The sequence below is a fragment of the Campylobacter sp. MIT 99-7217 genome (genome assembly GCF_006864365.1).
Classification (GTDB): Bacteria; Campylobacterota; Campylobacteria; order Campylobacterales; family Campylobacteraceae; genus Campylobacter_D.
The window spans coordinates 68,121-95,011 of sequence record NZ_QHLJ01000003.1 but is presented as its reverse complement, the minus strand read 5'-3'; the positions used below and the strand labels follow the sequence as shown (position 1 = coordinate 95,011).

Here is a 26,891-nt window from a genome sequence, read left to right as displayed (position 1 = left end):
ATTCTGTAAATTCTTCGTTAAATTTATAATTCAATCAATTTTTATAAAAGCTTATTTTTAGTAAATTTAGAACGGATTCAAAAATAAATTTAAAAAAATTATTTAAAAAACTTGACATTAACTCACTAAAGTTATATAATAGCACCCATATAAACTTATAGTAAAAAAGGATTCGATATGGCAAATATACAAGATTTTTTAACAGATTCTATGCTTTCAAATTTAGAAAGTGCGGCTTCTTTAGCCCTTCATTCTAAAAATGCTGAGATTGTGCCCTTGCACTTACTTTGGGCTTTAAGTGTTGATAGTTCTAGCATTTTAAATCAAATTTTAAACAAAATGAGCCTTTCAAATGCTGCTTTGGAACTTGAAATCAAAAGCAAGATTGCGAGTTTTCCTACAAGTTCAGCCATAAATAGAGAAAATTTGCGTTTTTCAAAGGACATGATAGATAGTCTTGAAAAGGCAAAAGCCTTGATGACAAGCAAGGGCGATAATTTCTTAGCTGTTGATACTTGGCTTTTAAGTACGAGCGAGGAGGGAGTTATTAAAGAAATTTTGGGCAAGTTTTTAAATTTGCTTGATTTTAAAAAAGAACTTGAAGCTCTTAGGGCTGGCAAAAAAATAGAAAATAAAACCAGCGATGAAACCCTTGACGCTCTTAATAAATTTGGTATTGATCTAACCCAAAAAGCAAACGAGGGCAAGCTTGATCCAGTCATTGGCAGAGAAGAAGAAATCAGCCGTCTTATGCAAATTTTAATTCGCAAAACCAAAAATAATCCCATTTTATTAGGAGAGCCCGGAGTTGGTAAAACAGCCATAGTTGAGGCCCTAGCTCAAAGGATAGTAAAACAAGATGTGCCTACTAGCCTGCAAAATAAACGCGTTATCGCTCTTGATATGAGTGCTTTAATAGCTGGGGCAAAATACAGAGGCGAGTTTGAGGATAGACTTAAGGCTGTGGTGAATGAGGTGATTAAAAATGCGAATATTATTTTGTTTATAGATGAAATTCACACCATAGTTGGAGCTGGGGCAAGCGAGGGTTCTATGGATGCTGCAAATATCTTAAAACCAGCCTTAGCAAGAGGGGAGCTTCACACCATAGGAGCAACAACACTTAAAGAATATCGCAAGTATTTTGAAAAAGATGCCGCCTTGCAACGCCGTTTTCAGCCTGTAAGTGTGAGTGAGCCAAGTGTAAATGAGGCTTTGGCTATGCTAAGAGGCATTAAAGAAAAGCTTGAAATTCATCACAATGTAAGTATAACAGATAGTGCGCTAGTGGCTGCTGCTAAGCTTTCTAAGCGTTATATAGCTGATCGCTTTTTGCCTGATAAGGCCATTGATTTAATTGACGAGGCTGCGGCTGAGCTTAAAATGCAAATTGAAAGCGAGCCAAGCTCCTTAAGAAAGGTTAGAAAGGAAATTGAAAGCTTAGAGGTTGAAAATGAGGCTTTAAAAATGGAAAAAAATGATAAAAATGCCTCAAGACTTGAAGAAATAGCCAAGGAACTTGCAAATTTAAAAGAAAGGCAAAATGCTTTAAATTCGCAGTTTGAAAATGAAAAAAGCGTTTTTGACACTATAAGTGCTAAGAAAAAAGAAATTGATAGCCTTAAAAATGAAGCACTTTTAGCTAAAAACAAGGGTGAGTTTCAAAGGGCCGCCGAGCTTGAGTATGGATCAATTCCAGCCCTTGAAAAAGAGCTTTTAAATCTTAATGAAAAATGGGCTAAGATGAGCGAAAATGGGGTTTTGCTTAAGAACGAAGTTGATGAGGATTTAGTGGCTTTAATCCTTAGTAAATGGACAGGCATAAGCGTTCAAAAAATGCTAACAAGTGAAAAGCAAAAATTCCTAGAGGTTGAAAAGCATTTAAAACAAAGCGTTATAGGGCAAGACAAGGCTTTAAGTGCCTTAGCAAGAGCCATTAAACGCAATAAGGCTGGGTTAAATGCTGAAAATAAACCTATAGGAAGCTTTTTGTTTTTAGGTCCAACAGGGGTTGGAAAAACCCAGTCTGCTAAGGCTTTGGCTAAGTTTTTGTTTGATGATGAAAAGGCTATGATTCGCTTTGATATGAGCGAATTTATGGAAAAACATAGTGTTTCAAGGCTTTTAGGAGCACCTCCAGGCTATGTGGGGCATGAAGAAGGAGGAGAGCTAACAGAAGCTGTTAGAAGAAAGCCTTATAGCGTGCTTTTGTTTGATGAGGTGGAAAAGGCGCACAAAGATGTTTTTAATGTGCTTTTGGGCATTTTAGATGATGGCAGGGCAACTGATAGCAAGGGCGTGACAGTGGATTTTAAAAACACTATCATTATCCTTACTTCAAATATAGCCTCAAGTGCGATTATGAATTTAAAGGGAAAAGAGCAAGATGAGGCTGTAAAAAATGAGCTTAGAAATTTCTTTAAGCCAGAGTTTTTAAACCGCCTTGATGATATCATCACCTTTAATCCTCTAGGACAAGATGAAGCTTATGAAATCGTGAAGCTTCTTTTTAAAGATTTGCAAAAAAATCTAGGACAAAAGGGCATAAAAGCTGAGCTTAGCGAAAATGCAGCCCTTTTAATAGCCAAGGAGGGCTTTGATGCTGACTTTGGAGCAAGACCGCTTAAAAGGGCTATTTATGATATGATCGAAGATAAGCTTAGCGATATGATTTTAAGTGATGAACTAAGCTTGAATGATGATATTTTAATCGATGCTGATGATGAAAATATCATTATTAAGAAAAATACGGTTCATTAAAATTTTTTGCGAAGAAATATTTTTTCTTCGCATATAAATTTACTTTTTAAAATAAAAGTTCATCAGCTCCCATATCATGAATGCTTTTTTGCGGAAGAGGGGATTTATCCGTATAGAATTCATTTTGTCCATTATAAGTTCCTTGTTTTACTCCACTTGGAACGCTAAAATATCTTTTTGTTTGGGGAAATTTCTTAACATATTCGGTAATGAAAACTCTAAAAACAGGAGCTGAGGTTCTTGCTCCTCCTTCTGTGGCTTTCATGGGTTTGTTATTGTCGTTTCCATACCAAATGAGTGCTTCTATTTCAGGCGTAATACCAACAAACCAAGCATCTATGCTATCATTACTTGTTCCTGTCTTTCCTGCAACCTCAATGCCCCAAGCTCTAGCATTGCTACCTGTTCCCCTATTTACAACATTTCTCATCATATCAAGAGTTAAGAAAACTTGCTCTGGTTCGCTGATTTTGGTTTCATTTGAATCAAATTTCAAGATTATTTGATCGGCTTGATTTTTGACATTTTTGATAAGTATAGGCTCTCTAATCGTTCCATAATTTCCAAAAAAAGTAAAAAATTTAGCATACTCAAGAGGCGATATACCAAAACTTCCAAGTACTATAGATAAATTTGCTGGTATTTTATCGCTAAAACCCATACTTGTAATTTTTGAATAGACCACATCTAAACCAAGATCTAGGGTTAAATTTATGGTAGCTAGGTTTCTTGAGCGTGTAAGAGCGTCTTTGAGAGTAACTAATCCTTTTAAAGAGCTATCGAAATTTTTAGGCTTCCATTTGCCTCCTGAAATTTGGAAAGTTCTTGAAATATCAGCAACTTCGCTCATTGGAGAATAGCCAAGATCAATGGCAGCTTGATACACAAAAGGTTTAAAGGAGCTTCCGGGTTGTCTTTGGCTTTGAGTGGCTCTGTTAAAATTGCTTTTTGCATAATCAACCCCACCAACAAGAGCCAAAACACCTCCATTTTGATGATCAACGACAACCATAGCCCCATTTAAAACACTCAAATTAGCATCTTTATCTCTTTTAACAATCTCATCATAGCCAAATTTTAGTGCATTTTGAGCCATATCTTGAATATCCAAATCTATGCTCAAATCAATCTTATACCCAGCGGTTTTAAGATCAGGTAGTATAGGCTCTAAACGCTTAATAACTTCATCGACAACATAAGGAGCGGCATTTTTTGTAAGTGTATCATCATAAATGATAGGCACTTCAGCCATACTTTTGCGGTATTCATCTTCATTAATCCAGCCTATATTATACATTCTTTGAATCACAGCATTTGCTCTTGAAAGCGATAAGTTTAAATTTCTTGTTGGATCATAACTACTTGGTGCTTTTGGAAGCCCTACTAAGATAGCGATTTCTTTTAAGCTAAGTTCGCTTAATTCTTTTCGAAAATATCCCAAAGAAGCTGTTTTGATCCCATAATACCCATGCCCAAAAAAGATATGATTTAAATATCTTTCTAAAATTTCTTCCTTAGTGAGTTTGAGTTCGATTTCATAGGCAAGTAAAGCTTCTTTGATCTTTCTTGATAGAGTTTTTTCTGGGCTTAATTCTGTATTTTTAATAAGTTGTTGAGTAAGTGTAGAAGCACCTTCAACGGCATGTCCTGCTTGGATCATTTTTACAACAGCTCTAGCAATAGCATCAACATTAACGCCATTATGTTCAAAAAAAGCTGTATCTTCAATAGCTACTAAAGCTTCGATGACACGAGGAGGTATATCTTCGTATTCTACATAAAAGCGGTGTTCTTTATCAAAAATATTGGCAACTAAATTCCCATTCCTATCGAAAAGTTGTGTGCTTAAGGGTGGTTTAAATTCTTTGAAGGTGTAATTTTGTACACCAGAATTTGAGAATAAATATATAGCGTAAATAATCCCAGAAATTATACAGAGCAAAAATAAAGAAAGAAGAAATTTTAAAATTCTCATAAATAAGCCTTTAAAGTTGGTATATCAAGCCCTAAGGCTATGCTTAGATCACCCTTAAGCTCTTTTATGTATTCTTTATGAAAGCCCTCGCACTCTACAGCACCAGCTTTTCCTTTAAAATTTCCATTTTGTATGTAAGCTTTCATCTTTTCTGTGTCAAAGGGTTTAAATTCTAAATCAGCCTTAGAAAGACTGATAAGCTTAAAGTTTTTTGTGCTTAAAATCATTGCTGAAAGTATGCAAACACTTCGTCCGCTTTGAAGTTCAAGCATATAAAGAGCTTCTTCTTTGGTTTTAGCCTTTGTAAAAACCTTATTTTGAATGCTCACGATACTATCAACAAAAAGCACCTTTTCTTCAAAGGTGTTGAATTTATCATAAAATTGCCTTTCTTTTTCTAAAAGAACTCTTTGAACATAAATTTGTGGTTCTAAATTTATATCAACAGCACTTTCATCATAGTCAAGCTCTATTTGTTTGAAGTTTATATGGGCTTTTTCAAGAAGTTTTGCTCTTGAGCTAGAACTTGAGGCAAGATAAAGCATTAAAGCTCCTTTTGTATGCTTGAAAGAGCCCTTTTTAAAGCTTCTTCAATCTTGCTTGCATCTTTTCCTCCAGCGGTGGCAAAATCATCTCTTCCCCCTCCATTTCCGCCAAGAATTTGAGCTGCTTCTTTAACCAAGCTTCCAGCCTTTAAGCTTGCGTTTTTAACGCCTGCTGCAAGGCTTATCTTGCCATCTTTATTTTGAATGAGTAAGATTACAGCCTTGTTAAATTTATTTTTAAACTCATCTATCATAGCCTTGATATCGCCATTTGTAAGGCTTTGAACGCAAATTTGAGTGCCGTTTTTTTCAAAGCTTTGAAGCTCTTGTTTGCTTTGATTTTTAAGCTCATTTTTTAAGCTTAAAAGCTCATTTTTAAGCCTTTTAAGAGCATTTAAAGGCTCATTTGTTTTAAGCTCATTTTTTAAGCTTAAAAGCTCTTTATTTAAATTTTTAGCATAATTTAGTGCTGCCTTACTCGCAACTGCTTCTATGCGTCTTACCCCAGCACTTACCCCGCTTTCTTTAACTATATAAAAGCTTCCTATTTGAGCTGTGTTTTTTACATGAGTTCCCCCACAAAGCTCTTTGCTTTCTCCAAGGCTTATGACACGGACTTTTTCTTGATATTTTTCATTAAAAAGAGCAAGGGCTCCGCTTTTTTTAGCCTCGTTAAGTTCCATAATATCAAGCCTTTTTTCATAAGAATTAATAATCATTTCATTAACCATATTTTCAATTTTTTCAAGCTCTTCTTCACTTAGGGGTTTTGGGTGGGTAAAATCAAATCTTAACTTATCAGGCTCAACCAAGCTTCCAGCCTGAGTGATATGAGAGCCTAAGATCTTTCTTAGGGCGTGGTGTAAAAGATGAGTGGCTGAGTGATGGCTTGTGGTTTGCCTTCTTTTTTCTATATCAATCCTAGCTTCCACCCTATCAGCTATGCTAAAATTCTCATTTGCCTTTAATTTTGATAGATTAAGATTATAAATTTTTTGCGTATCTAAAACCTCGCTCTTATTAATAAGCCCAAGATCAGCCACCTGACCTCCACTTGTGGCATAAAAGGGGGTCTTATCAAGCATAACAAAGCCTATTTGTCCGCTTTTAAGCTCTTTGATTTGCTTAAAATCCTCATCTAAAAGAGCTAGTATTTTAGAATGAGAGCTAAAATTATCATAGCCTATGAACTCATTTTCTTTAAATTCTTCAATCAAGGCTTTAAAATCGCCCAAAAGCTCCTTATCCCCGCTTCCCTTCCAAGAAGCCTTGGCGCGGATTTTTTGCTCCCTCATCAGCTCATCAAATTTAGCCTCATCAACAGCTAAGCCCTTTTCTCTAAGCATATCAGCTGTTAGATCAAGTGGAAAACCATAGGTATCATAAAGCTTAAAAGCAAGCTCTCCGCTAAAAATTTCCTTTGTATTTTTAAGCTCTTCGTTAAAAAGCTCTATCCCTCTTTCTATGGTGGCTAAAAATCTTTCTTCTTCAAGCTTGATTTGCTCTTTAATAAAGTCTTTTTTTTCATTTAAATAGCTATAATGAGTTCCCATAAGCTTACAAACAATATCCACAAGCTTATACATAAAAGCTTCTTTAAAGCCCAGCAAATAGCCATGCCTTAAAGCACGCCTTAAAATGCGTCTTAGCACATAACCACGCCCTTCCTTATCAAAGCTTAGTCCTTGGGCTAGTAAAAATACGCTTGATCTTATATGATCTGCTATTACTCTAAAACTAGCCCCGCTTTCATACTCATAAGCCTTGCCGCAAAGCTTTGAAATTTCATTTATAATAGGCATAAATAAGGAGCTGTCAAAATTGCTAAGCTTACCCTCTTTTATGGCAGTAACCCTTTCAAGTCCCATTCCTGTATCAATGCTTGGCTTTGGTAAGGGGCTAAGCTTGCCATCAGAACTTCTTTCATACTGCATAAAGACTAAATTCCAAATTTCAAGGAAGCGGTCTCCATCTCCTCCCATATAATCCTCGCTTGAGTTAAAATGCTTTTCTCCTTGATCATAAAAAATCTCACTACAAGGACCACAAGGGCCAGTATCTCCCATTTGCCAAAAATTATCTTTGTCGCCAAATTTATAAATGCGTTCTTTTTGAATATGTTCTTGCCAAAGTTCATATGCCTCATCATCGCTTTCATGAACTGTTACATAAAGTCTTTCTTTAGGAAGCTTTAAGATCCTTGTTACAAACTCCCAAGCATAGGCTATGGCTTCTTTTTTAAAATAATCTCCAAAGCTAAAATTTCCAAGCATTTCAAAAAAGGTATGATGGCGTGCTGTATATCCTACATTATCAAGGTCGTTGTGCTTTCCGCCTGCTCTTATGCAGGTTTGACAGCTTGTTTTGCGTGGTGGATTTGGGCGTGGGATCTCGCCTGTAAAAATGCTTTTAAAAGGAACCATTCCAGCATTAGTAAAAAGTAAGCTCGCATCATCAGGAACCAAAGGACTTGATGGGGTTATCTCATGTCCTTTTGATTTAAAAAATTCTAAAAATTCTTTTCTTACATCCATAAAAATTTCCTATAAATTTTTCTCATAATCATACCAAAAATACTTTAAATTAAGTAAAAATAAGCTACAATTATGGCTTATTTTTATAAATTTTAAGGTTTAAAAATGAAATTTCCCTTTATCAATCTTAAAGCTCAGTATGAGGATTATAAGCAAGAAATCGATGAGGCTATAAATTCGGTTTTGCAAAATACTTCTTTCATAGGTGGAGCAAAGCTTGAAGAATTTGAAGAAAATCTAGCTAAATATGTCGGTGTTTCTTATGCTTTGGGTTGTTCTAGTGGCACAAGTGCTTTGTATCTTGCACTTAGGGCGCTGGATATAAAATCAGGCGATGAGGTCATCGTTCCTAGTTTTACTTTTATTGCTACTGCTGAAATGGTGAGCTTAGTCGGTGCTAAGCCTGTTTTTGTGGATATTGATTTACTTGATTTTAACCTTACTCTTGAGGGCGTCAAAAAGGCTATAAGTGCTAAAACAAAGGCTGTTATTGCTGTAAGTATGTTTGGGCAGATGAGTGATTTATTAAGCTTAAAAGAGCTTTGCGAAAAAAATAATATCTTTTTGATTGAAGACGGCGCTCAAAGCTTTGGGGCTTCTTTTAAGGGGAAAAAGTCTTGCTCTATAGCACATATTTCTTGCACGAGCTTCTTTCCTTCAAAGCCTCTTGGTGCTTATGGGGACGGCGGGGCTGTTTTTAGTGATGATGAAAATTTAGCTAAAAAGATGAAAATACTTCTAAATCACGGACAAACAAAGCGTTATTATCACGAGCTTATCGGCATTAACGGCAGGCTTGATACCTTGCAAGCAGCAATTTTAAATGTCAAGCTAAAACACCTAGATAAAGAGCTTGCAAAAAGGCAAGAACTTGCAAAAGCTTATGATGAGGGCTTAAAAAACTGCGTTGTGCCAAAGATAAAAGAACATTGCTTCAGTGCTTATGCACAATATAGCGTTTTGATCGAGGATAGGGCTAATGCACTCAAAGTCCTTGAAAATGCAGATATTGCTTATGCGATACATTATCCTATTTGTTTGCATAAACAACCTTGCTTTAGCGAATTTAAGGATTTGAGGCTTGAAAAGGCTGAGTATGCTAGCGAGCATGTGCTTTCCTTGCCTTTTTCTGCATTTTTGAGCAAGGAAGAGCAAGAAAGTGTAATTGCTGTGTTTAAGGAGTTAAAATGAAATTAGATCAAGTGGGTTCTTTTTTAAGACCCTTAGTTTTAAAACAAGCAAGAGAAAATTACGCTCAAGGTAAAATCGATGAAGAACAGCTTAGAAGCGTGGAGGATTCTTGTATAATAGAGCTTTTACAGCAGTGCGATAAGGCTGGGATTTATTATTTAAGTGATGGAGAATTTCGCCGTTCGTGGTGGCATTTGGACTTTTATTGGGGCTTTGAGGGCTTAAATAAAATCAAAAAAGAGCGTGGCTATTTTTTCAAAGGCATTGAAACAAGGGCTGAGGGGATCGAAATCGTAGGCGATATCAAATGTGGCGATCATCCGTTTTTGAAAGATTTTGCAAGGCTTATGGAGCTTGCTAAGGGCCTAAAACTTGATGTAAAACGCCTTAAGCTTACTATCCCAAGCCCTTCAATGCTTTTATACATGCTTTTTATTCGTGGAGGTAAAAACAGCGAGTTAAAGCATTACGGCAAGGATTTTTTAAGGCTTAAAAATGATATTTTAAAAGCCTATGCAGATTTTTATGCTAAATTTGCCCAGCTTGGTGGTGTGTATTTACAGCTTGATGATACAAGTTTTGGTTCTTTGTGTGATGAGAGTTTTTGTCAGACGAATGAAATTAATGCTGAAAATTTATGTGAAGAATATGTGGATTTTCTTAACGAGAGCTTAAAGACTATGCCAAAGGGCGTGATGAGTGCGATTCATATTTGTAGAGGAAATTACCGCAGTCGTTATGTAGCAAGTGGGGGTTATATGAGGGTGGCTAAAAAGCTTTTTGGCGAACTTCGTGTGAATAAATTTTTCTTAGAATTTGATGATGAGAGGGCTGGGGATTTTGAGCCTTTGAAATTTATGAAAGATCAAATTGCTGTTTTAGGAATCCTAACCAGCAAGGTTAATGAAAGCCCAAGTGTTGAAGAGCTTAAGACTAGAGTTAAGATCGCTTCTAAATTCATCAGCCCTAAACAAATCGAGCTTAGCACACAATGTGGCTTTAGTTCCACAGAAGAGGGCAATGAAATCGCCAAAGAAACACAATGGCAAAAAATAGCCCTTCTAAATGAAACCCTAAAAAGCCTTGAAGCTGAAGGCTTTTTTTCGTGAGAATAGGGCTTATAGGGCTTGGACGAATGGGAAAAAACCATTTGAACGAGCTTAGCAAAAATGAGAATTTTAAAGAAATTCTTTTATACGATATAGCTAAAAGTCAAGATTTTGCTTATCCTTTTTATGAGAATTTAGATGAGTTTTTAGAGCAAAATCTTGATTTGCTAATCATCGCAAGCCCTACAAACACACATTTTGATCTAGCAAAAAAGGCTTTTTCAAAGGTTAAAAATATCCTTATTGAAAAGCCACTAGCCTTAAATTTAACCCAAATGAAAGAACTTGATGAGCTTAGCAAAACCTTGCAAATTAATGTTGGTGTAGGCTTTAGTGAGCGTTTTAATCCTGTGATAAAAGCATTAAAGCAAGCGTTAAAAGATGAAAAAATCATTAGTATAAACATACAAAGGTATTCAAGCTATCCGCAAAGGATAACTGATGTGGGCGTTTTGCAAGATTTGGCTGTGCATGATCTTGATTTGCTTGCTTTTTTAAGCCAGAGCGAATTTAAGCAAAGTAAGGTATTTAAGGGCTTTGCCCACTCACAGCAAAGAGAAGATGATTCAATCATTGCTTGCGAGCTTGAAAACTGCATTGGCGTGGTGCATGAAAGCTGGAATGCAAGCTATAAAAAAAGGCAAATCAGTGTGATTTGCGAGGATAATTCTTATGAGGCAAATTTAAATGACTTTATTTTATTAAAAAATTTAAATCCACTTGAATTTAATGATAAAACAAGCCCTTTAAGAGCTGAGCATGAGGCTTTTTTAAGTTTTGCTAAAAATGATTTTTCCCCTCTTGCGAGAATTAAAGATGCTATAAGGGTTCAAGAATTACTGGAGGATATGCGTTGAAACTTGTATTATTTTTAAACATGGGTGGAGCTTTAAATCTTAAAGATTGTGAGCTTTTTTTAAAAAATATGTTCAATGATCCTTATATACTAGGTATTCAAAACAAGGCTTTAAGAGGCTTTGTGGCTTGGTGTATCACGAAAATGCGTGTGGGTGCGATGAGGAAAAACTACGAACATTTAGGCGGAAAATCTCCCTTAAATGAACTTACTCAAAGCTTGTGTGATAAACTTCGTGAAAAATGCGTGCAAAATGATAATTTTAAGGATTTTTACTTTGATTTTGTAAATTTATATGTGCCACCTTTTGCCAAGGAAGTTTTGCAAAAATATGAGCTTAAGGCAGATGATGAAATCGTGCTTTTCCCCTTATATCCTCATCATTCAAAAACCACGGTTAGCTCATCTCTAGAAGTACTTGAAAGAGAAATTCAAAACCTAAATATCAAATCAAAACTTAGCAAAATTCCTGTTTTTTATGATGATGAAGCGTATAATGAAATGATCATTTCACACATTTTAAGTGCAAACGAGCAGTTTTTAAAAGGACATAAAAAAACGCTTATTTTTTCAGCTCATTCTTTGCCTATTTCGCATATAAAAAAGGGCGATGTGTATGAAAGTCATGTAAGGGCACATTTTGAGGACTTAAAACAAAGACTTGAGCCTTTTTTTGATGAGATTGTTTTAGGCTATCAAAGTAGGCTTGGACCCGTAAAATGGCTTGAACCAAATACAAGCGACATTTTAGCAGGGCTTAAAAATGAGGCTTTAATCTATCCTATTGCCTTTTGTATTGATTGCTCAGAAAGTGTTTTTGAGCTCGAGCTTGAGTATAGAAAGGTGGCGACGAAAGACTACAAGGTCATTACTTGTCCTAATGATAGTAAGGAATTTATCGATTTTATCTTAAAATATCTTCAAAAGAATTTAACCTAGGTTTGTGTATAGGATAGTGCTTATTTTAAATTTCTTCCATAAATTTTTGGCGTTTAAAATTTATATTTATGTCAAGGCTTGCTCTGTTTTTTATATTTAGAGGATAATTTATGCCACCGCGTATTTTTAGTGTTTTGAATATTGCTTCTTTTTTATAATTTTGGCTAATAAATCCTTAGTCAAGTATAAGTTTAGTGAAATGATCGTTAAAAATAAGATGAAAAAACTTTTTTTATTTTTCTTTCTTTGTTACAACAAAGAATAATCATGTTTTAAAATTTAAGTTTCAATGTTTAAAATAATATATTTTTTGTATTTTAGGTTTTGCAAACCTTGTGTTTAAGGATTTAGATTTGAGCAAATATAAGAAAAATCATTTGTAACTCTATGCAAAGGTGCTAAAATTTGGAGCTATTGCATCAAATTTAAACTTAAATTCAAACTTTTTAGTAGAAATTAATAAGACTAGCAAAAGAACTTGTAAGAAAAATGCCCCGCCACTTTGCGAGGCATAAGTTAAATCAAAGCCCTAAGGCTTTTGTAGCGTATTGAACACCCAAATCAAAAGCTTTGGCATTTGCCTCTCTTGTTTTGGCAGGGACCATCTCAAGCATAGTTTCTTTAAGTGGTTCAAGTTCTATACATTTGCTCATAAAAGCTGCTATAGAAAGAGCGATGACTGATTGGGTAGCAACATTGCCAACCTCGTCTTTGGCTATAGTAATGATAGGAATTTGATAAATTTGCCATTTTTCAAAGTCTTGTTCTTGAGGATTGACCAAATTTGGCTCAACAACTATAATCCCCTTTTCTTTTACGCCCTCTTTAAAGCTATGATAACCCTTATCTGCTGTGGAAAGCATAAAGCCTATTTCACCTTCTACAGCATAAGGAAATAAAATTTCCTCATTATCAATGATAATATCAACTTTTGTAGGACCTCCACGAACTTGTGAAGTATAAGTTGATGCCTTAAAAGCATAGCGACCCTCTTTAATCGCTGCTTCTGCTAAAATTTCTCCAGCGGTAATGACGCCTTGTCCACCTTCTCCACCAAATCTTAGTTGATATTTCATAGATCCTCCAATTTAACCATTCTTTTTTCTTTTGAAGCACGACGCACTTCTTCGTAGGCATGGCAGTATTCTACTCTTTCTTTATCGTGATGTAGTATACCCATTGGAAATTTATGTTTTTTATCTGGCTCTTCAAGCTTTTCAAATTTATCTTTATCTATACAAAGCCCTTTGATCCAATCAAGCATTTGGGTGGCTTCTCCCATTTTGTTTTTACGACCTAGGTTGATATGACAATTTGAAAAGACATCCACAAAGCTGTATCCTTTATGCTCTAAAGCCTTAGCTATAGTGTTTTCAAGTTTCATCGCTTCGATAATATTTGCTCTTGCGACAAAGCTAGCTCCTGCTGCTATGGTAAGCTTACAAGCATCAAAATTTGGATCGATATTACCATGTTGTGCTGTAACTGTATAAAAACCTTGAGGGGTTGTGGGCGAGGTTTGCGAATTGGTAAGTCCGTAAATGAAATTGTTGATTAAAATATGAGTTAAATCTATATTTCTACGGCATCCGTGTATCGTGTGATTGCCTCCAATAGCTAAGGTATCGCCATCTCCACTTACTACGATGACATGTTTGCTAGGATTGGCAAGTTTTATTCCGCTAGCATAAGCAATAGCTCTGCCGTGAGTGGTATGCACGGTGTTGCAATTTACATAAGAACTCATCCTCCCACTACAGCCAATACCAGAAACAAGACAAACATCATCCATATCCCAGCCTACTTTTTGAATGGCTCTAATAATAGCTTTTAAAACCACTCCATCGCCACAGCCCCAACACCACTGTGTCGGCATTTTATTCACTCTAAGATAATTATCATATTCAAAAGCCATTATAAACTCTCCTTTATTTTTATCATAATTTCGCTTGGGGTTAGTGGGCGTCCATTTGCACGAAGTAGGGTGTAAAAATCATCCCTTTTGCTTGCTCTTTGGATTTCTTCTAAATATTGTCCCATATTTAATTCACAAACCAGAACTTTTTTAAATTTACTCACAACTTGGGCTATTTTTTTCTCATGCACAGGATAAAGAGTAAGAGGTCTAAAAAGCCCTACCTTTATGCCTTGCTCTCTTAATCTGTGAATAGCTTCTTTCACGCTTAAAGCTACGCTACCATAGGCTATAACAAGAAAATCAGCATCCTCAAGCTCATATTCTTCAAATAAACAAATTTCATCGACTCTGTTTTTGATCTTTCCAAAAAGGCGTTCGATATTGTATTTTACAATAGCACCATCTTCAGTAGGAAAGCCTATATCTCCGTGATGAAGCCCTGTGATATGATAGCGATACCCCTCGAAAAAAGGATTTAGAGTCGCTGGCTCATTCATCGGCGCTTCATAAGGCTTGTAAGCTTCTTTAGCTCCGCTAAATTTAGCTCTATTAATAATTTGTAAATCTTTAACCTCAGGAATTTTTGCTTTACCATTCATATGACCTACGGTCTCATCAAGCAGTAAAAATACAGGCGTCATTAATTTTTCAGCCAAATTAAAAGCCCTAATCGTCTCAGTATAAGCTTCTTCTAGTGTCGTAGGAGCTAGAGCTATACTTGCAAAATCGCCGTGAGTAGGCGCTTTTGCTTGAAATAAATCCCCTTGTGCAACCCTAGTTGGAAGCCCAGTTGATGGACCTCCACGCATAACATTGACTATGACTAGGGGAATTTCAGCAATAAAAGCATAGCCGATTTGTTCTGATTTTAAAGAAATGCCAGGACCACTACTTGCGGTCATAGACTTTGCCCCACTCATAGCAGCACCTATGCTGACGCTTATGCCGCTGATTTCATCCTCCATTTGTATAAAAGTGCCATCATTTGCAGGCAAGAGCTTAGATAGGATATGAGCTATCTCAGAACTTGGAGTAATGGGATAGCCACCAAAAAATTTACAGCCACATTCTACGGCAGCTTTTGCCACTAGGCTATTTCCTGTTGCGATTAATTCTCTCATCTTAATTTTCCAACTTTTTATAATGATTTTCTTTGATTCGTAATGCTCTTTGTTTTGACTCATCAGTGAGTTTTGCAAATTTAAAGTCATTTCTTTTTGCAACCATAATGGCAAAATCAGGGCAGTGCAGTTCGCATTCATTACAACCTATGCAAGAATTTGGATTAACCACTTCTATCATTTGTCCTAAGACGGCATTGACATCATCTCTCATAGCCAAAACCCCAGCAGGGCAGTAACTCACGCAAATATTACAGGCTTTGCAACGCTTTTCATTCACCCAAACGGGCATATTATTAACACTCATTTTTTTTCCTTAAATGTATTTGTATTTGATTAAAGATTTTTCAATACTTAGCTTTTCTGCCTCGTTTAAATTTAGAGGCAAAACTTCAAGCACTCCATCTAAACTTAAACGAGCCAAAACTCCAAAAGCTTTATTATGAACCCCAAATTCTCCGTGCAAAATCACACTCATAGGTAAAAACTCTCTTGTGCGAATCCCTTCTATCATCCTTACACAAGCAGCAGCTGGAGCTAGATAAGCTGAAGCTTTAAGGTGTTTAATCACCTTTGCACCGCCTGTTTTGACCTCATTTTCAATATCTTCAAATTCTTCTTCATTTAAAAGTGTGGAAATTTTTTCATTTTTGCAAGTTGATAAAGATTTTAACAAAACCATATCATCATTGTGAAAGCCTATAAGTTTGGTGTCTATATCAAAACTTTTGCATTTAAATTTCTTTGCAAGTTCATATTTAAAACGAGCATTATCAAGTGTCCCTGCCATAGCTATGATTTTCTTAGAATCAAAAAGATGGCTTTCATATAAGACATTAAGTAAAGAATCAACAGGATTTGTAAGTATGATAAAAAGGGGATTTTCTACATATCTTTTGATTTGCTTAGCACATTTAAGCATAATTTCTTTATTGGTTTGCAAAAGCTCATCTCTGCTTTGTCCATCCTTTCGTGCAACACCAGCACAAAAAATCACTATATCACTATCTTTGCTGTAAGAGTACTCCTCAGTGCAAGTAAGCTTAATGTCTAAATTTAAAGCAGCTATGCTTTGTCCTAGCTCTAAATCTCTTGCTATGAGGGATTCTTTTTCTATCCCTATCATTACAAGCTCGCTGACACTTTCTCTTAGAATCAAAGCATAGGCTATGCTTAAGCCAACATTACCAGGACCAATGATGGTGATTTTCATTGAGCTAGTCTTTCTATGATATCATTGAAGGTTTTACTTGGTCTCATAACCGCATTAGCTTTCGTATCATCAAATTTATAATACCCTCCAAGATCAACTGCTCTACCTTGTTCATCTAAAAATTCTTTTCTGATCTCATCTTCTTTTGTGCTTAATTCCATAGCAATATCATGAAAGATCATTTGAAGTTCCTTTTCATTTCCCTGTCTTGCAAGCTCATTTGCCCAGTAACTTGCAAGATAATAATGACTAGTCCTATTGTCATCTTCTCCAACTTTTCTTGAAGGCGTCTTGCCCTTTTCAAGCCAAGAAGCAATGGCTTCATCAAGGCACTCTGCCAAGACCTTAGCCTTGTAAGATTCATTTTTTCTTGAATAAAACTCAAGTGCTGCTTGCAAGGCTAGAAATTCACCCAAGCTATCCCAACGCAAGTGATTTTCTTCAACGAGTTGTTCAACTTGTTTAGGCGCACTTCCACCTGCACCTGTTTCAAACATAGCTCCACCGCTAAGCATTGGCACTATAGAAAGCATCTTAGCACTTGTTCCAAGTTCTAAGATAGGGAATAAATCCGTAAGATAATCGCGTAAAACATTGCCTGTTATAGAAATCACATTTTTACCTTCTCTGATAAGTTTTAAACTTTCCAAGCAAGCTTCTTTTGGAGCTAAGATACTGATTTGATCGCTTTTTTCAAGGTTTTTTTGAGCTAATTTTTCTTTAACAATATCAATCATAATTTTATTGCTCGCTCTTTGAGGATCAAGCCAAAATATAGCCTTATCTCCGGTTATTTGCATTCTTTCTATGCCTAAATCAATCCAATTTAAAATCGCATTTGCTTTTGCTTCATTCATACGGAAAATATCGCCTTTTTTAAGCTTAAAGGATAAGAGATTTTCTTGAGCTTGTGTTTGGACAATAAAAGTACCATTTTCAGGAGCAACAAAGGTCTTATCATGAGAGCCATACTCTTGAGCTTTTCTAGCCATAAGACCTATATTACTTACGCTACCAAGCTTACTAGGATTTAGAGTTCCATTTTTATGTAAATCCTCAAGCACAGCCTCATAAATAGTCGCATAGGTTTTATCAGGAATAACAGCATTGGTATCTTTTTCCTTTCCATTTTTATCCCAAAGTTTTGCTCCATTTTTAAGCATAGCAGGCATAGAAGCATCAACAATAACATCGCTAGGAACATGTAAATTTGTTACGCCTTTTTCTGAATTGACCATGGAAATTGGGGCATTTGTATCAAGAATTTCATTATATTTGTTAAGAATTTTATCTTTAAGTGGAGAATTTTGTATCTTTGCTAGGAGTTCGCTTATGCCATTGTTTGGATTTACTCCAAGCTGATCTAATTCTTCTTTAAATTCATGAAATAAATCTTTAAAATATGCTTTCACAGCATATCCAAAAAGGATAGGATCGCTTACTTTCATCATAGTAGCTTTTAAATGAAGTGAAAAAAGTATATCTTCTTTTTTGCATAGAGCAATTTGTTCTTCATAAAACTTTTGCAATTCTTCGCAACTAAGAAAGGTAGCGTCTAAAATTTCATCTTTTTCAACTTTAATATTTTCTTTGAAAACCTTAGTGTCGCCATTATCGCTGATAAAAATGATATTTACACTTGTATCTTCTTTAATTAAAACAGCTTTTTCATTATCAAAAAAATCAGCTTTTGGCATATAAGAAACTCTCGTTTTAGAATTTGGATCAAAAGGAATGATTTTATAAGGATTAGATTTGGCATATTGTTTTACGGCAAATGAGCAACGACGATCAGAATTTCCCTGTCTTAGAACAGGATTTACAGCTGAGCCTAATATCTTTTGATATTTGTTTAAAATTTCCTTTTCTTTATCCGTATTAGCAACATCAGGATAATTAGGAACATTATAACCTTTTTCTTGCAATTCTTTTATCGTTGCTTTAAGCTGAGGGATAGAAGCTGAAATATTTGGCGTTTTTATTAAAATGCAGTTTGGACTTTGAACCAACTCTCCGAGTTTTGATAAATCATCATCAATCCTTTGTTCAGGTTTTAGTTCATCACTAAAGGTAGCGATAATACGACCTGATAAAGAAATATCGGCTGTATTGATCTTGATATTTGCATGAGCTAAAAAGGCACGAACTATTGGTAAAAACGAATAAGTAGCTAAAGCTGGGCTTTCATCTGTAAGAGTGTAAGTCATTGTAGTCCCTTAGAAATCTTAAAATTTTTCTGTTAATTATACACAAAAACTATGATTTTAGAGAAAAAAAATACCTCATGTTACATTTTTTTACATTTTTAAGCATTTTATAAGCTTATTTAAACCATGTCGAAGGAGCTTCAACAATGTTTTTTAGGATATTAAAAGGTAATTTTAAGGTTTCTTTAATCACTTGTGTTTTAAATTTAGGATTATCTAATTTTCCTTCCACTACTATGCGTGTTGAAATTTCTCTATCTTTTCCTAATAAAACTTGATTAATGATAGGCACTTTATTGATAATTTCTGAGGCTGATTTTAGTGTCTTAAGTTCAAGCTCTATAAAGATACTTTCATCTTTGAGATTAATCTGACCAGAGCCTAGTATATCAACACTATCTCCGTCTAAGTTCAAGCCTGTGATATAAATAATATCATCTTTTCTTTTTAGTAAAACCGCACCTTTTTGTATATTAAGTCCTTTTTCGTTGAAAGTAGGGGATTTAAACATTAATAAACTAGGGATAGTATCGATAAAGGAAATGAGTTGATTATAAAGCTTTAGATCTTTAAGATAAGTATTTCCAAGATAGATCCTTCCCTCAAAGTCTTTAAGATCATTGCCTTCGAGGAAAAGATTGAAATTTCCGCCTTTAACTACGGTTTTGTTAAAAATCTCATTAATGATTTCATCATCGAGATTGAAAGCTTTAAAAAGCATGTGATTATTTTGTTTATCAAAGACATATTGAGCATTTTTTCTTGAAGCTTTGAGATTTGAAAGTTCTTTATTTGTATAGAAATAAAATTGATCAAAATGAAAGTTTTCATCCTTAAAGTATATACCCGAATTTGTTGCTCGGATACTTAAATTTGATATATTTGTTTCATTCGTATCAAATTTAAGTTCATCAGTATATTTTAGGCTAAGATCCTTTACGATGATATCTTTTTTATCAGGTTTGAAATTTAGACTTAAATGTTTACTTGCACTTTGTAAGCTGAAATTATCTCCATTTTTCTTAATGATAAAATCATCAAGATTATAAGGACTTTGATCTTTTTGAAACAAGGGTAGGTTAAAATGGGTATTTGTAAGAAAGATATTGAAATTTTTATAGTCTTTTGTTTGTAGCAAAAAAGAGTCAGCACCTTGTATTTGAAGCTTTTGCATGAGGGGTGAGTATTCTTTAAATTTCTCTAAACTTGGTGTTTGCAAACTTAAGCCTTTGGTGAAATTTATACTTAAATCAAAATCTTTTGAGTATAAAATCACTTCATTATCATAAGAAAAATTAAGCAAAAGATGTTTGTTTTCTAAATTTAAAAGATTATTAAAATAAATTTGAGAGATATTAGTATCAAAGATACCTTTTTTTGAAGATAAATTTAAGCTTGCATTAAAATCTGCTTTTAAAAAATCATTGAAAATATTAAAATTTTGCATAGAAAGATCGGTATTTTTTAAAGTAAGCACCCCACTATCCACCATAAAAGAAGCCATATCTAGCTTGGTTTTATTGATATGAAAATCCCCCTCGTAAGTTCCTTTTTTTGTAGCAAAAGGGAGATTGATAGTAAAATTTGTATCCATTTTTCCTGAAAGTTGTTGTAAGGGAACATTAATTTTGTATTCTTTGAGTAAGGTTTGCATTTTATCATCAAGTAAAAGTTCATTTGAGATGATATTAATATGAATGCCCGTTTTTTTAGGCTCTAAAATATCATAAATATAAACCTTGCTTTGACTGATATCAAATTTTCCAAAGTTTGCCTTGTCAAATTTGAAATCAAGCCTTTGTCCATTTAAAATTAAATCCACATATGGAAATATAATAGACTGGATATTTGGTTTAAGTTTTAAATCGAGATTTTGAGCATACGCCTTTGCTTTAAGATCAGTAATTTGATATTTATTTCGTATTTGTCTTACCTTGCCCTCTAAGAAATCAAAATGATAAAACTCGGCTCTTGCCTTTGTCCCAAGCCAATCAACCAATCCTTTTGATAAATTTATACTTTTGAGATTATCTAAAACGGCGTTGATATTAGTGATGTTTATATTTTCAAGATCGTAGCTTATCTCATTGCTAGTGTAGCTAATATTAAAATCAAAATACAAAGAAGTGGAATTAAAATCTCCAACAAAAGTATATTTTTCCTTGTCTATATCGATGTAAATTTCTCCCTTAGAGCTTGCATTGTAATCCTTGATGAAAAGATCGTTAATATTGGCTTTGATCATGTTTTTATCACTATTTAAGCCAAGTTGTATGAAAAAATGCTCATTATCCATGATAAACTCATCATTTATAAATCGCAAACGAGTATTTTGATTTTTAAGATGTAAATTTTCTATGTCGATTTCTTGAAAAAAACTATAAAAAAATTCAAGGTTTTGGCTCAATTCCAGCATAGTTTTAGAGCTAAAGCTTTCATCTTGTTCTTGTGTAAAAATTTCTATTTTTTTGGCTTTTACTATAAGTTTTTTATCTAATTTTATATATAATTCTTCAAGATGAAAAAATTGTGTTTGGATAATAGATAAGGTAAAACCATTTTTCAGGATAATAAAAAGGACTAAAAAAATGATAAAAACAATGAATAAATATCGCAATATATTTTTTTTCATGATAGATTTCTTTCTCATTTTACTGATAGGAATTTTTTACTATTTAAGTTTGCCTTTTAAAAGCGAATCTGTTGTATATATTCCCTCAGGTTCTATTTCACAGATTATACAAAATTTAGATAACAATAATTATAAAATGAGCAAAATAGATAAATATATTTTGTATTTTTTAGGCTATCCTCAATCAGGCTGGATAAACATAGGTCAAACACCGCTTAACCGAGTAGAATTTTTACATAAGCTTACAACAGCAAAGGCAGCTGAGCAAAGTATCATTTTAATACCCGGAGAAACAACGGCTTATTTTTTAAAACAGGTAGCTAAAGATTTAAATTTAAGCGAGGAAAAATTACTTTTAGAATACTCAAAGCAGGCTAAATTTAGCGAGGGTATGCTTTATCCTGAAACTTATTCTATCCCTAAGGGCATAAAAGAGGATTTACTTATTAAACTTTTGTTGGCTCATTCTTTTGAACAAAGTAAAAAGGCTGCGATAAAAATTTTTGGAGAATATAATGAAAAAAAATGGCATCAATTTGTCATCACAGCTTCAGTGATACAAAAAGAAGCCGCAAATAACGAAGAGATGCCCATAGTTGCAAGCGTGATTTATAATAGACTCAAAATAGGCATGAAGCTTCAAATGGACGGCACTTTAAACTACGGACTTTACTCGCATACAAAAATCACACCAGAGCGTATAAGAAATGATGAAAGTTCTTATAATACCTACAAATTTGCAGGACTTCCAGCAGAAGCTGTTTGCAATGTTTCTTTAAATGCGATCAAGGCAGCGATTTTCCCAGCAAAAACTGAGTATTTGTATTTTATGAGAGATAAAAAAACGGGACTTCATATCTTTACAACAAATGTAGATGATCACAATAAAGCCGTTGCAGCACAAAGAGGACTTTAAAATATCTTGTTTTTTATAAAAATAAATCCAAGAGGCTTGATTTTTTAACTTTCTTGTAGTAAAATTATTTAATTTAGAAGTTTTAAAAAGTTGGAATGCTTTTTGCTTGAGAGTAGTCAAGATATTTTTAAGGATAGCAAAAATGATCAACCCATTTAAGTCAAAAGAGCTTGTAACCTCAGCTTTAGCTGGGAGAAATTTAAGAAATCAGCTCATAAATTCAAACCTTGCAAATGTTGATACTCCATTTTATAAAGCGAGGGATATAGAATTTGAAACGGCTTTAGTTAAAAGAGCTGATGAAATTTTTAAAAGAAAAGATAATAAAGAACTTCAAATGGCACAAACAAGTGAAAAACATCAAGAGCCTTGGAAATTTCCAGATCCAAATAAGTCTATTATCTATCTAAGAGATGGACATTTAGCAAGAAATGACGCTAATACGGTTGATCTTGATGTGGAAACAACTGAGATGAGTAAAAATACTGCTATGGTTACAGCACTTGATGGGGTTTTAAGAAAACAAGGTAGCATTTTTACATCTATCATTGATGCAAGTTCAAAGCTTAGTTAAGGAGTAGGAAATGGCATATTTAAGTGATTTTGATATCAGTGGATATGGGCTTAGCGCTCAAAGATTTAGACTTAATGTTATAAGCTCTAACATAGCTAATGCAAATACAACTAGAACAGCTGAGGGTGGTCCTTATAGAAGAAGAGAGGTTATTTTTAAAGCCACTGATTTTAATGAAATTTTAAACAAACAAATTAAAGAAGATAACAATCTTTTAGAATACGAAAACCCACTCAATGATAAAGATGCACAAAAAAATGCCGATCCTAGTATTATGAGTGTTGTTGTTGATAAGGTTGTTCGTGATGATAAGGAATTTCGTATGAAATATGATCCAAGCCACCCAGATGCGAATGCTGAGGGTTATGTGGCTTATCCAAATATCAATCCGGTTATTGAAATGGCTGATTTGATAGAGGCAACTAGGGCTTATCAAGCAAATGTTGCAGCTTTTAATAATACTAAAGCGATTGCAAATAGTGCTATTGAATTACTAAGAGGTTAAGAAAATGAATGAAATAAACAAAATAGGACAAAGCTTAAATACCAGCAATGTAAATAAATCTTCTAATAACAATAACATAGGCGATGAGTTTGCAAAGCTTTTAAAAGGTTCTATCGAGGATCTAGATCAAACCCAAAAGGCTGGAGAAGCAGCTATGGCAGATATTGCTACCGGTGAGGTTAAAGACTTGCATCAAGCAGCAATTGCCATAAATAAAGCTGAAAGTAGTATGAAATTTATGCTTGAAGTGAGGAATAAAGCTATTAACGCTTATAAAGAAATCACAAGAACACAAATTTAATAATGCCTCAAACAAGCAAGAACAGAGTCTCTAAGGTTGCTTTTGCCTTTATTATGGCTGTGTTTTTTATGCTTATTTTTTTAAGTTCTACTTTTTTTCTTACCTCAAAACGCAATATCCCAAACACAGAAAAAGACCAATACGATAGTGCTTTAAGGGGAAGTATTATCACAAAAGATAATTTTATAGTTGCAAGTTCTAAGGAAATTTTTAGAGCAGAGATCGATCTTAGAAGCATAAACAAAAACAAGCTTGATTTGTTTTTAAAACTTTTTCAAATTTATAGCGGGGCAAGCGAAGCCCAAATGCAAGATATTAAAAAAAGAATGAGCGTTAAAAAACCAAAATCTTATAATTTTATTCTCTTGCAAAATTTAGATTCAAAACATGCTAGCTATCTTAGAGAGCTTGCTAAAAAGCTTTATGTTCAAGGCTTTTTTAAAGCTTTTACTAATAGCAATAATAAGGTGGAAACAAGAGGACTTAGCGTGATAGAACACAAAGAAGATCGCACTTATATGGGCGTTGATTCTTTAACTCCTGCACTAGGTTATACTAGAAGTGTTTTAGATGAAGAAAACCTAATCCTTAAAAATGTTGGCGTGAAGGGTTTGGAAAAGTATTATGATGAGTGTTTGCTAGCCTTTCAAAACGGAAAAATTCAAGGCTTAAAAGATATAGGTGGCAATATCATTTTAAATTTAAACTCAGTTGAAAAAAGAAAGATTGATGGTTGCAATCTTCACATTAACATATCTTTAAGACTTCAAAAAAACATAGAAAAAGCCATAGATAAAAAAAATGCTGATTTAAAGGCAAATGAAATTTTAGCTGCTGTTATGGAAAGTAAGACGGGTAGGATTGTTGCTTTGGCAAGCTCAAGAAGATATGATCCACAAAATCGCGGTAAAGACTTATCTGTCCTTAATGCAAGTGCCATAGAATATGGCTATGAGGCTGGCTCTGTCATCAAACCCTTTATCTTTGCCACAGCTCTTAGTGTAAATAAGATTAAATTTGATGAGAGTATTAACACTTACAATGGTGCTTACAAGCTTGGACGATTTACTATAAAAGATGATCACCCAGCTACAAAAATGAGTCCTGAGGAGATTATGATATATTCTTCAAATATAGGTATGATACAAATTGCTAAGAGATTGAATAATTTTGAGATTATTTCAGGGCTTAAAATTTTTAAATTTGGTGAAAAAAGTGGCATAGATCTTCCTTATGAGCAAAAAGGAGAATTGCCAAATCCTAAAAAAATACGAGAAATTGAAAAATCTGTTTTAAGCTATGGATACGGTCTAAAAACAACTTTTATTCAACTTTTAGCAGCATATAATGTTTTTAATAATGATGGTTTTTATATCTCTCCAAGACTTGGGGATAAATTTTATCAAAATGGAAAATGGACTGATTTAAACGATACAAAACCTGAGAAAATCTTATCCACTCAAACAGCTAGGATTATGCAAGAGCTTCTAATTTCTACCATAAAAAAAGGAACAGGAAGAAAGGCTTATACAGAAGGGCTTATCATAGGTGGAAAAACAGGGACAGCAAGGATAGCCGAAAGACAAGGATATACCTCAAATCGCCATAATGCTTCATTTTTTGGCTTTGTTAATGATGGCAAAAACTCTTACACCATAGGCGTTTTAGTAAGAAATCCAACAAAACCTTATAGCTACTATGCAGCACAAAGTGCCTTGCCCATGTTTAAAGATGTGATAGATATTTTAGTGCAAGAGGGCTTTATAGAGCTTATCAAATAAATTTTTAAGATATCTCAAGCTTTCTTTTTACACCTCTTATACTAAGTTCTGCTTGAATTTCATCAAGATAAAAAACACTAAATTTTTCATCATTTGCATCTTCAAAACGAGTTTTTGCTTTATCTATATAGCTTTGTTTTATGGTTTTATTATCCTCAAAAACAGCTTTTGCATTTATCCTTACCCAAGAAAAATCATCAGCACAAACGCAAATACAAATTTCAGGATTAGCCATAAGCTCTTGAAACATTGTTTTATCGTTGTTCATACAATACCAAATTTTATTTAAAGCAAGCATAAAGCTTCCTATGGGACGAGAATGAGGGATACCTTGAACACTTGTACTTAAAATTTGGATACTATTTTTTTCTAAAAAGGAAGAAAGTTCTTGCAAGTCATTATTCATTATATATCCTTAAATTTTTATCAATGCTAATTTTATCAAAATTTATGCGTAATATCATTTAAAAATGATATAATTTTTGCTTTAAAGGGCTTAAAAATGTTTAATATCGTTTTGGTTTCTCCAAGAATCCCACAAAATACAGGAAGTATTGGCAGAATGTGTTATAATGCGGGCTTTACCTTGCATATAGTAAAGCCCATAGTTTTTGATATAGATGAAAAATCCGTTAGAAGAGCAGGGCTTGATTATTGGGCTAAACTTAAGCCTGTGATTTGGGAAAGTTTGGACGAATTTTTGGAAAAAAATAAACAATTTTTAGAAAGATTTTTTTTCGCAACAACGAAAAGTTCAAAGCCTTTTTTTGAAGCTCATTTTAAAAAGGGCGATTTTCTTTTTTTTGGAAGCGAAAGCTATGGCTTGCCCATGTCTTTAATGCAGCTTAAATTTGAAAATGCCATTACTATCCCTATGAAAAGCTACGGAAGAAGCTTAAATTTAGCTACAAGCGTGGGTATAGTTTCTTATGAGGCTTTAAGGCAAAATTATCAAGATTTTCAAAGGTAGTTTATGGAAAATTTTTTGGATTTTATTATCACGGCTTTATTTATTGCTTTGATTGCATTTTTTGTGATAGGATTTAATAAACAAATGCTAGAAAAAAATAAGCAAAGAGAAGAAAAATACAAAAATTTAAAGGATAAAAAATGAGCAAAAAGATCTTAGCTCCGCTTGCAACAGGCTTTGAAGAAATTGAGTTTGTAAGCATAGTGGATATTTTAAGAAGGGCAGGACTTGAGGTGATCATCGCTACCTTAAATGATGATTTCTTAGTAAAAGGAGCACATAATATCATCATTAAAGCAGAAGTAAAACTATCTAGTATAAACGCACAAATGCTCGATGGTATAGCATTAGCAGGGGGTTATGATGGCATGATGAATCTTAAAAAGAGTAAGGAAATTTTACAGCTTATTAAGGATTTGCATGCGGATAAAAAGCTTGTTAGTGCACTTTGTGCCTCGCCTATCGTGCTTCATGAAGCAGGGGTTTTAGGTGGAAATTTTACTTGTTATCCGGGCTGTGAGCAAGGATTAAAGGGAACAAGGCTTGAAAAAGCTGTTGTTATCAATGAAAATATCATCACTTCAGCAGGTCCTGCTACCGCGTCTTTGTTTGCACTTGAACTTGTAAGGTATTTGTGTGGCGAAGATACTTACAATAAACTTCATAAAGAGCTTTTGATACCTTTGATCAAAGCTTAATTTTTAAACAAAGTAGATTGTAGCTTTTTTGGATATAAACACTCTCAAAAAAGCTATAAAAATGAAAAAAATTTTATTGTTTATTGAGAGAATTATTTGGATAATTAAATATTTTATAAATGATAAATTCTATTAAAAAGTGTTTT

General features: G+C 34.0%; 24 protein-coding genes. 13 read left to right on the top strand and 11 right to left on the bottom strand.

The genetic code is table 11. The features are described from left to right. Positions 1–177 precede the first annotated feature (177 nt). Positions 178–2,760, top strand: a complete 2,583-nt coding sequence (locus tag DMB92_RS03475) for an ATP-dependent Clp protease ATP-binding subunit (protein WP_142681671.1) — start codon at positions 178–180, stop codon at positions 2,758–2,760. Between the two features lie 46 nt (positions 2,761–2,806). On the opposite strand, the gene DMB92_RS03470 is transcribed toward DMB92_RS03475, so the two are convergent. The 3 genes from DMB92_RS03470 to alaS are packed head-to-tail and all read right to left on the bottom strand — an operon-like array spanning position 2,807 to position 7,814. Beyond that, positions 2,807–4,735 carry a penicillin-binding protein 1A gene (locus tag DMB92_RS03470; protein WP_142681670.1) on the bottom strand — a complete coding sequence of 643 codons (1,929 nt, stop codon included), beginning with the start codon at positions 4,733–4,735 and terminating at the stop codon, positions 2,807–2,809. Then, positions 4,732–5,280: a septum formation inhibitor Maf gene (gene maf / locus DMB92_RS03465; protein WP_142681669.1), complete on the bottom strand. Its 549-nt coding sequence runs from the start codon at positions 5,278–5,280 to the stop codon at positions 4,732–4,734. The genes DMB92_RS03470 and maf overlap by 4 nt, the downstream gene beginning before the upstream one ends. Beyond that, positions 5,280–7,814, bottom strand: coding sequence for an alanine--tRNA ligase (gene alaS, locus DMB92_RS03460; protein ID WP_142681668.1), 2,535 nt, complete (start codon positions 7,812–7,814; stop codon positions 5,280–5,282). The genes maf and alaS overlap by 1 nt, the downstream gene beginning before the upstream one ends. A 105-nt stretch (positions 7,815–7,919) precedes the next feature. Here alaS and DMB92_RS03455 point away from each other — a divergent pair, with 105 nt between their 5' ends. Genes DMB92_RS03455 through hemH form a run of 4 tightly spaced genes read left to right on the top strand, consistent with a single transcriptional unit; the run spans position 7,920 to position 11,909 of the window. Further along, the gene (locus tag DMB92_RS03455; protein ID WP_142681667.1) at positions 7,920–9,005 is read left to right on the top strand and encodes a DegT/DnrJ/EryC1/StrS family aminotransferase; all 1,086 of its coding nucleotides are present in this window, start codon (positions 7,920–7,922) and stop codon (positions 9,003–9,005) included. Next, positions 9,002–10,114, top strand: a complete 1,113-nt coding sequence (locus tag DMB92_RS03450; protein WP_142681666.1) for a 5-methyltetrahydropteroyltriglutamate--homocysteine S-methyltransferase — start codon at positions 9,002–9,004, stop codon at positions 10,112–10,114. The genes DMB92_RS03455 and DMB92_RS03450 overlap by 4 nt, the downstream gene beginning before the upstream one ends. Next, positions 10,111–10,971 (top strand): Gfo/Idh/MocA family protein, encoded by an 861-nt coding sequence (locus DMB92_RS03445; protein WP_142681665.1) that lies wholly within the window; start codon positions 10,111–10,113, stop codon positions 10,969–10,971. Before DMB92_RS03450 ends, DMB92_RS03445 begins: the two co-directional genes overlap by 4 nt. Then, positions 10,968–11,909, top strand: a complete 942-nt coding sequence (gene hemH, locus DMB92_RS03440) for a ferrochelatase (RefSeq protein WP_142681664.1) — start codon at positions 10,968–10,970, stop codon at positions 11,907–11,909. Before DMB92_RS03445 ends, hemH begins: the two co-directional genes overlap by 4 nt. 521 nt (positions 11,910–12,430) lie before the next feature. Here hemH and DMB92_RS03435 read toward each other — a convergent pair. The 7 genes from DMB92_RS03435 to DMB92_RS03405 form a co-directional block, all read right to left on the bottom strand. Then, positions 12,431–12,985 carry a 2-oxoacid:acceptor oxidoreductase family protein gene (locus DMB92_RS03435; RefSeq protein WP_142681663.1) on the bottom strand — a complete coding sequence of 185 codons (555 nt, stop codon included), beginning with the start codon at positions 12,983–12,985 and terminating at the stop codon, positions 12,431–12,433. Beyond that, positions 12,982–13,824 (bottom strand): 2-oxoglutarate ferredoxin oxidoreductase subunit beta, encoded by an 843-nt coding sequence (locus tag DMB92_RS03430; protein WP_142681662.1) that lies wholly within the window; start codon positions 13,822–13,824, stop codon positions 12,982–12,984. Before DMB92_RS03430 ends, DMB92_RS03435 begins: the two co-directional genes overlap by 4 nt. Beyond that, positions 13,824–14,948 (bottom strand): 2-oxoglutarate synthase subunit alpha, encoded by a 1,125-nt coding sequence (locus DMB92_RS03425; protein ID WP_142681661.1) that lies wholly within the window; start codon positions 14,946–14,948, stop codon positions 13,824–13,826. The genes DMB92_RS03430 and DMB92_RS03425 overlap by 1 nt, the downstream gene beginning before the upstream one ends. A gap of 1 nt (position 14,949) precedes the next feature. Further along, positions 14,950–15,255: a 4Fe-4S binding protein gene (locus tag DMB92_RS03420; protein WP_142681660.1), complete on the bottom strand. Its 306-nt coding sequence runs from the start codon at positions 15,253–15,255 to the stop codon at positions 14,950–14,952. A gap of 9 nt (positions 15,256–15,264) precedes the next feature. After that, positions 15,265–16,161: a malate dehydrogenase gene (locus DMB92_RS03415; RefSeq protein ID WP_142681659.1), complete on the bottom strand. Its 897-nt coding sequence runs from the start codon at positions 16,159–16,161 to the stop codon at positions 15,265–15,267. Continuing rightward, positions 16,158–18,368, bottom strand: a complete 2,211-nt coding sequence (locus tag DMB92_RS03410; RefSeq protein WP_142681658.1) for an NADP-dependent isocitrate dehydrogenase — start codon at positions 18,366–18,368, stop codon at positions 16,158–16,160. Before DMB92_RS03410 ends, DMB92_RS03415 begins: the two co-directional genes overlap by 4 nt. Positions 18,369–18,483: 115 nt before the next feature. Next, a complete protein-coding gene (locus DMB92_RS03405) occupies positions 18,484–21,000 on the bottom strand; it encodes an AsmA-like C-terminal domain-containing protein (RefSeq protein ID WP_142681657.1) in 2,517 nt (838 codons plus the stop codon). Here DMB92_RS03405 and mltG point away from each other — a divergent pair. From mltG to DMB92_RS03380, 5 genes are all read left to right on the top strand, one after another. Beyond that, positions 20,957–21,916 (top strand): endolytic transglycosylase MltG, encoded by a 960-nt coding sequence (mltG, locus tag DMB92_RS03400; protein WP_142681656.1) that lies wholly within the window; start codon positions 20,957–20,959, stop codon positions 21,914–21,916. The genes DMB92_RS03405 and mltG overlap by 44 nt on opposite strands. A 142-nt stretch (positions 21,917–22,058) precedes the next feature. Next, positions 22,059–22,490 (top strand): flagellar basal body rod protein FlgB, encoded by a 432-nt coding sequence (gene flgB / locus DMB92_RS03395; RefSeq protein ID WP_142681655.1) that lies wholly within the window; start codon positions 22,059–22,061, stop codon positions 22,488–22,490. A 10-nt stretch (positions 22,491–22,500) separates the two neighbouring features. Next, positions 22,501–22,995, top strand: a complete 495-nt coding sequence (gene flgC / locus DMB92_RS03390) for a flagellar basal body rod protein FlgC (RefSeq protein ID WP_142681654.1) — start codon at positions 22,501–22,503, stop codon at positions 22,993–22,995. A 4-nt stretch (positions 22,996–22,999) separates the two neighbouring features. Then, a complete protein-coding gene (fliE, locus tag DMB92_RS03385; RefSeq protein ID WP_142681653.1) occupies positions 23,000–23,296 on the top strand; it encodes a flagellar hook-basal body complex protein FliE in 297 nt (98 codons plus the stop codon). Positions 23,297–23,298: 2 nt separating this feature from the next. Then, positions 23,299–25,077 (top strand): peptidoglycan D,D-transpeptidase FtsI family protein, encoded by a 1,779-nt coding sequence (locus tag DMB92_RS03380; RefSeq protein ID WP_142681652.1) that lies wholly within the window; start codon positions 23,299–23,301, stop codon positions 25,075–25,077. Between the two features lie 4 nt (positions 25,078–25,081). Here the strand turns inward: DMB92_RS03380 and DMB92_RS03375 are convergent, their stop codons facing one another. Next, positions 25,082–25,483 (bottom strand): pyridoxamine 5'-phosphate oxidase family protein, encoded by a 402-nt coding sequence (locus DMB92_RS03375; protein ID WP_142681651.1) that lies wholly within the window; start codon positions 25,481–25,483, stop codon positions 25,082–25,084. A 96-nt stretch (positions 25,484–25,579) separates the two neighbouring features. Between DMB92_RS03375 and DMB92_RS03370 the strand changes: the two genes are divergently transcribed. The 3 genes from DMB92_RS03370 to DMB92_RS03365 are packed head-to-tail and all read left to right on the top strand — an operon-like array spanning position 25,580 to position 26,745. Next, positions 25,580–26,047, top strand: a complete 468-nt coding sequence (locus DMB92_RS03370) for a tRNA (cytidine(34)-2'-O)-methyltransferase (protein WP_142681650.1) — start codon at positions 25,580–25,582, stop codon at positions 26,045–26,047. Positions 26,048–26,050: 3 nt separating this feature from the next. Next, on the top strand, positions 26,051–26,191 hold the full coding sequence (locus tag DMB92_RS09150) for a hypothetical protein (RefSeq protein WP_185900154.1): 141 nt from the start codon (positions 26,051–26,053) through the stop codon (positions 26,189–26,191). After that, positions 26,188–26,745, top strand: a complete 558-nt coding sequence (locus tag DMB92_RS03365; protein WP_142681649.1) for a DJ-1 family glyoxalase III — start codon at positions 26,188–26,190, stop codon at positions 26,743–26,745. The genes DMB92_RS09150 and DMB92_RS03365 overlap by 4 nt, the downstream gene beginning before the upstream one ends. The last annotated feature ends 146 nt before the right edge of the window (positions 26,746–26,891 follow it).